This window comes from Lysobacter enzymogenes, from assembly GCF_017168095.1.
GTDB lineage: Bacteria > Pseudomonadota > Gammaproteobacteria > Xanthomonadales > Xanthomonadaceae > Lysobacter > Lysobacter enzymogenes_D.
The window spans coordinates 1-5,889 of record NZ_LXSD01000577.1 but is presented as its reverse complement, the minus strand read 5'-3'; the positions used below and the strand labels follow the sequence as shown (position 1 = coordinate 5,889).

Below are 5,889 nucleotides of genomic sequence, written 5' to 3'. Positions count from 1 at the left end.
CCGCGACCGCGGCCGCAGCGGCGTTCGCGTCGACGCGCGCGGCATCGCCCGCGGCCTGCGCGTCGGCGGCGGCGGGACTGGCGTTGGCGTTGTCGCGAATGTCGTTCACTGCGGTCTCGTGTAGTTCGCTGGGTTCAGCGCCGGCGGACCGGCGCGGAACGCGGCAGCGCGTAGCGGATCAGCGCGCGTAGACGTCGGTGGCCGGGAAGAAGTACGCGATTTCGATCGCGGCGTTCTCCAGGCTGTCCGAACCGTGCACGGCGTTGGCGTCGATGCTGTCGGCGAAGTCGGCGCGGATCGTGCCCGGCGCGGCGTCCTTCGGGTTGGTGGCGCCCATCAGTTCGCGATGCTTGAGCACCGCGTTCTCGCCCTGCAGCGCCTGGATCACCACCGGGCCGCTGATCATGAACTCGACCAGCGCGGCGAAGAACGGACGCTCGCGGTGCACGGCGTAGAAACCTTCGGCTTCCTGCTTCGACAGGTGCTTCATCTTCGAGGCGACGACCTTGAGGCCGGCCTTTTCGAAGCGGGTGTAGATCTCGCCGATGACGTTCTTGGCGACGGCGTCGGGCTTGATGATGGACAGGGTGCGCTCCAGCGCCATGGAATCTCTCCGGGTAGGCGGGCCGCTTGCGGTCGGCCCTGAGAATAACAGAAAACCCGCGACGGGACGCGGGTTTAGCCGATATGGCTGCGGTAATTCTACATGCATGCGCGGCGATTCGGGAGTGGGGACGACGCGCGAACGGGGCGTTTCCCGCCCTGCCCGGCTTTGCCGTTCGCCGCCGTCGGCGGTCCGACATACGCCACCGGATTGACCGAGGCCCCGCGCCCGGACTAGCATCAAACAAGCGTTTGATTCACGTCCGCCTTGCCACCGGCCCAGGCCGCGTCCCGGAGTCGCCCGACCGCATGTCCAGCACCGCCCATTTCTCGACCAAGGACCGCATCCTCGGCGCCGCCGAGGAACTGTTCGCCCAGTTCGGCTTCACCGGCACCTCGCTGCGCCAGGTCACCAGTCGCGCCGACGTCAACATCGCCGCGGTCAACTACCACTTCGGCAGCAAGGAAAACCTGGTCAACGAGGTGTTCCGCCGGCGCATGGACGAGATGACCACCCAGCGCATGAGCGCGCTCAAGGCCGCGCTGGCCGAGCATCCGGGCGAACTGGAGCCGATCCTGGCCGCCTTCGTCGAACCCGCCCTGGCCCTGGCCCAGGACCGCAACGGCGGCGGCGCCTTCGTGCGCGTGATCGCCCGCGCCTACGCCGAGAAGAACGACAGCCTGCGCAAGTTCCTGTCCGACCACTACGGCCACGTCCTGCGCGAGTTCGCCAAGGCCATCGCCACCGCGGTACCCGGCCTGAGCAAGGAAGAGCTGTACTGGCGCCTGGACTTCCTGGCCGGCTCGCTGACCTATGCGATGGCCGACTTCGGCCTGATCAAGCGTCCCGCCGGTGTCACCGAACAGGCGCACCGTGAACGCGCCGCGCGCGAACTGATCCGCTTCGCCGCCGCCGGCTTCAAGAGCTGAGCGGCGCAGGCGCCGGCCCCGGCGGGGGCCGCGCCGCCGGAGCGCGCCGCGCCCGGTCTTGCATGTCCCGCCGCCGAACACCTCCGCCACGAAAGTCTCCGCTTCGCTCCACCGCGCTTTTCCCGGGCCCGCTGCCTGCCTGCCCGCTTCGATAAAAACTCTATTCCTTCCAAGGAGTTGTAGACGATGTCCAACCAATTGCTAGTCCGTCGCGCCGCGGTCCTCGGGGCCGGCGTCATGGGCGCCCAGATCGCCGCGCACCTGACCAATGCCGGCGTCGACACGGTGCTGTTCGATCTGGCCGCCAAAGAGGGCGCGCCGAACGGCATCGTCGACAAGGCCATCGCCAATCTGACCAAGCTCAGCCCGGCGCCGCTGGCCAGCAAGTCGCTGGCCGAGCGCCTGACCGCGGCCAATTACGACACCGGCCTGGAGCAGTTGCGCGGCTGCGACCTGGTGATCGAAGCCATCGCCGAGCGCATGGACTGGAAGCAGGACCTGTACAAGAAGATCGCCGCCTACGTGCCCGCGCACGCCGTGCTGGCCTCCAACACCTCGGGCCTGGGCATCAACAAGCTCGCCGAAGTACTGCCCGAAGAGCTGCGCCACCGCTTCCTCGGCGTGCACTTCTTCAACCCGCCGCGCTACATGCACCTGGCCGAGCTGATCCCGGCCAAGACCACCGACGCGGCGGTGCTGGAGGGCCTGGAAACCTTCCTCACCACCACCCTCGGCAAGGGCGTGGTGATCGCCAAGGACACCCCGAACTTCATCGGCAACCGCATCGGCGTGTTCTCGATGCTGGCCGCGATGCACCACACCGAGCAGTTCGGCCTGGGCTTCGACACCGTCGACGCGCTGACCGGCCCGGCGATCGGGCGGCCGAAGTCGGCGACCTACCGCACCGCCGACGTGGTCGGCCTGGACACCATGGCCCACGTCATCAAGACCATGGCCGACACCCTGCCCGAGGATCCGTGGCACGCCTATTTCAAGGCGCCGAAGTGGCTGAGCGCGCTGGTCGAGAAGGGCGCGCTGGGGCAGAAGGCCGGCGCCGGCTTCTACACCAAGAAGGGCAAGGACATCCTGGTGCTGGACCTCAAGGCGCAGGACTACCGCGTCTCCGCCGGCGAGCTCGACGCCGAGGTCGCGGCGATGCTGAAGGAAAAGGACCCGGCCAAGAAGTTCGCCGCGCTGCGCGCCAGCCAGAACCCGCAGGCGCAGTTCCTGTGGGCGGCGTTCCGCGACACCTTCCACTACAGCGCGTTCCATCTGGAGTCCATCGCCGACACCGCGCGCGACGTCGACTTCGCCATGCGCTGGGGCTACGGCTGGTCGCTGGGCCCGTTCGAAACCTGGCAGGCCGCGGGCTGGAAGCAGGTCGCCGACTGGATCGCCGAGGACATCGTCGCCGGCAAGGCCATGGCCAGCGCGCCGCTGCCGAACTGGGTGTTCGACGGCCGCGACGGCGTGCACGACGCCAAGGGCAGCTACAGCCCGGGCCGCGGCGCCCAGGTGCCGCGTTCGTCCAACCCGGTCTACGCGCGCCAGCGCTTCCCCGACGCGCTGCTCGGCGAGAAGTTCTCGCAGGGCCAGACCGTGTTCGAGAACGACGGCATCCGCCTGTGGGCCGATGAAGGCGACGACATCGCGGTGATCAGCTTCAAGACCAAGATGCACACGGTCAACGACCATGTGCTCAACGGGATCCAGGAAGCGATCGGCATCGCCGAGAAGAAGTTCAAGGGCGTGGTGATCTGGCAGCCGAAGGAGCCGTTCTCGGCCGGCGCCGACCTGTCCGGCGCGCTCGGCCTGCTGCAGGCCGGCGACATCCAGGGCTTCGAGGCGATGGTCGCCAACTTCCAGGCCACCAGCCAGCGCATCAAGTACTCGCTGGTGCCGGTGGTCGCGGCGGTGCGCGGGCTCGCGCTCGGCGGCGGCTGCGAGTTCCAGATGCATTCGGCGCGCGCGGTGTTCTCGCTGGAAAGCTACATCGGCCTGGTCGAGGCCGGCGTCGGCCTGCTGCCGGCCGGCGGCGGCCTCAAGGAGCTGGCGGTGCGCGCCTCCGACGCGGCCGGCCCGGGCGGCGACGTGTTCGCGCATCTGAAGATCGCGTTCGAGAGCGTGGCGATGGGCAAGGTGTCCACGTCCGCGTTCGAAGCGCGCGAGCTCAAGCTCGCCCGCGCCGACGACATCGTCGTGTTCAACGGCTTCGAGCTGCTGCACGCGGCCAAGGCGCAGGCGCGCGGGCTGGCCGAGGCCGGCTACCGTCCGCCGCTGCCGGCGCGCCGCATCCAGGCCGCCGGCGACGTCGGCATCGCCACCTTCAAGATGCTGCTGGTGAACATGCTCGAAGGCCGCTTCATCTCGCCGCACGACTACGAGATCGCCACCCGCATCGCCACCGTGATCTGCGGCGGCGAAGTCGACCGCGGCGCGCTGGTCGACGAGGAATGGCTGCTCAAGCTCGAACGCGAGCACTTCGTCGCCTTGGCGCAGATGCCCAAGACCCAGGAGCGCATCGCGCACATGCTCAAGACCGGCAAGCCGCTGCGCAACTAAGCCGACGACGACATAGGACTTATCGAGATGACCAAGCAAATCCAAGACGCCTACATCGTCGCCGCCACCCGCACCCCGGTCGGCAAGGCCCCGCGCGGCGTGTTCCGCAACACCCGTCCCGACGACATGCTCGCGCACGTGCTCAAGGCCGTGGTCGCGCAGGCGCCGGGCATCGATCTGAGCCGCATCGACGACGCCATCATCGGCTGCGCCATGCCCGAGGGCGAGCAAGGCATGAACGTGGCGCGCATCGGCGTGCTGCTGGCCGGCCTGCCGAACACCGTCGCCGCGCAGACCGTCAACCGCTTCTGCTCCTCCGGCCTGCAGGCCGTGGCGCTGGCGGCCAACGAGATCCGCCTGGGCAACGCCGACCTGGTCCTGGCCGGCGGCACCGAGTCGATGTCGATGGTGCCGATGATGGGCAACAAGGTCGCGCTCTCCCCGTCGGTGTTCAAGGACGACCACGTCGCCATCGCCTACGGCATGGGCATCACCGCCGAGAAGGTCGCCGAGGAGTGGAAGGTCTCGCGCGAAGAGCAGGATGCGTTCGCCGCGGCGTCGCATCAGAAGGCGCTGGCGGCGCAGGCGGCCGGCGAGTTCAAGCGCGAGATCACCCCGTACGACGTGATTTCGCACGTGCCGGACCTGTCCAGCAATGCGATCAAGCTGCGCCAGCTGCTGGTCGAGAACGACGAAGGTCCGCGCGCCGACACCTCGGTCGAAGGCCTGGCCAAGCTGCGGCCAGTGTTCCGCAACGGCCAGTTCGGCGGCACCGTCACCGCCGGCAACAGCTCGCAGATGAGCGACGGCGCGGCCGCGATCCTGCTGGCCTCGGGCCAGGCGGTGAAGGACTACGGCCTGACCCCGCTGGCGCGCTTCGTCAGCTTCTCGGTCGCCGGCGTGCGTCCGGAAGTGATGGGCATCGGCCCGATCGCGGCGATTCCGAAGGCGCTCAAGCAGGCCGGCCTGACCAAGGACCAGCTCGACTGGATCGAGCTCAACGAAGCCTTCGCCGCGCAGGCGCTGGCGGTGATCCGCGACAGCGAACTCGACCCGTCCAAGGTCAACCCGCTCGGCGGCGCGATCGCGCTCGGCCACCCGCTCGGCGCCACCGGCGCGATCCGCACCGCGACCATCGTCCACGGCCTGCAGCGGCGCAAGCAGAAGTACGGCATGGTGACGATGTGCATCGGCACCGGCATGGGCGCGGCGGGCGTGTTCGAAGCGCTGTAAGCCGAACCGTTGTCGACACGAAAAACCCCGGGATTTCCCGGGGTTTTTCGTTGGCCTCGCGATTTGCTCATGTAGGAGCGGCGCAAGCCGCGACCGCGCCAACGCAACAACGACGAAAGCTCCCGCGCCTGCGCTACGGCAGCGATTGCAGCTTGTTCCGCTACGCCACGGCTTTCGCCGTGGTTGCATCGGCGCAGTCGCGGCTTGCGCCGCTCCTGCACGAAGCGACCGTAGAGTCGAGAGACAAAAAACCCGGTGACTGGCTGGACCAGGCACCGGGCGCGCGCGACGCCGCCCACAACCCTGGCGCGCGCGGACGATAAAACGGCAAGCGACGCGGCCGCCGGCTCGCGGCGGCCGCGCGCGCGAGGCTTACTTCGGGCAGGCGGTGAACTTGCCCTTGGCGTCGCGGCAATGCTTGGTCTCGGCCTTCTTGGTCGCGCAGGCGATGAACTTGCCCTTGGCGTCGCGGCAGCGCTCGGTCGCGGCTTTCGCCGGCGCGGTCTTGGCGGGGGCGGCCGCGGCGGCGGGCGCGGGGGTCGCAGCCGGCTTGGCGGCGGG

General features: G+C 68.9%; 5 protein-coding genes. 3 read left to right on the top strand and 2 right to left on the bottom strand.

Annotated features, from left to right (window positions below; genetic code table 11):
- Positions 1–178 precede the first annotated feature (178 nt).
- The gene (ndk, locus tag A7A76_RS22560) at positions 179–604 is read right to left on the bottom strand and encodes a nucleoside-diphosphate kinase (protein ID WP_078995781.1); all 426 of its coding nucleotides are present in this window, start codon (positions 602–604) and stop codon (positions 179–181) included.
- A gap of 308 nt (positions 605–912) precedes the next feature.
- On the opposite strand from ndk, the gene A7A76_RS22555 reads away from it, so the two are divergent.
- The 3 genes from A7A76_RS22555 (at position 913) to A7A76_RS22545 (ending at position 5,328) form a co-directional block, all read left to right on the top strand.
- Positions 913–1,533: a TetR/AcrR family transcriptional regulator gene (locus A7A76_RS22555; RefSeq protein ID WP_074869381.1), complete on the top strand. Its 621-nt coding sequence runs from the start codon at positions 913–915 to the stop codon at positions 1,531–1,533.
- Positions 1,534–1,719: 186 nt separating this feature from the next.
- A complete protein-coding gene (locus A7A76_RS22550) occupies positions 1,720–4,095 on the top strand; it encodes a 3-hydroxyacyl-CoA dehydrogenase/enoyl-CoA hydratase family protein (RefSeq protein ID WP_206413418.1) in 2,376 nt (791 codons plus the stop codon).
- 27 nt (positions 4,096–4,122) lie between these two features.
- Positions 4,123–5,328, top strand: a complete 1,206-nt coding sequence (locus A7A76_RS22545) for an acetyl-CoA C-acyltransferase (RefSeq protein WP_206413417.1) — start codon at positions 4,123–4,125, stop codon at positions 5,326–5,328.
- A gap of 372 nt (positions 5,329–5,700) precedes the next feature.
- On the opposite strand, the gene A7A76_RS22540 is transcribed toward A7A76_RS22545, so the two are convergent.
- Positions 5,701–5,889, bottom strand: a 189-nt coding sequence (locus A7A76_RS22540) for a hypothetical protein (RefSeq protein WP_206413416.1), incomplete at its 5' end; no start/stop codon positions are given.

Bases quoted from the DNA above. Each gene is read 5' to 3' on its own strand.
- ndk (WP_078995781.1), bottom strand. From the start codon at position 604: ATGGCGCTGGAGCGCACCCTGTCCATCATCAAGCCCGACGCCGTCGCC.
- A7A76_RS22555 (WP_074869381.1), top strand. From the start codon at position 913: ATGTCCAGCACCGCCCATTTCTCGACCAAGGACCGCATCCTCGGCGCC.
- A7A76_RS22550 (WP_206413418.1), top strand. From the start codon at position 1,720: ATGTCCAACCAATTGCTAGTCCGTCGCGCCGCGGTCCTCGGGGCCGGC.
- A7A76_RS22545 (WP_206413417.1), top strand. From the start codon at position 4,123: ATGACCAAGCAAATCCAAGACGCCTACATCGTCGCCGCCACCCGCACC.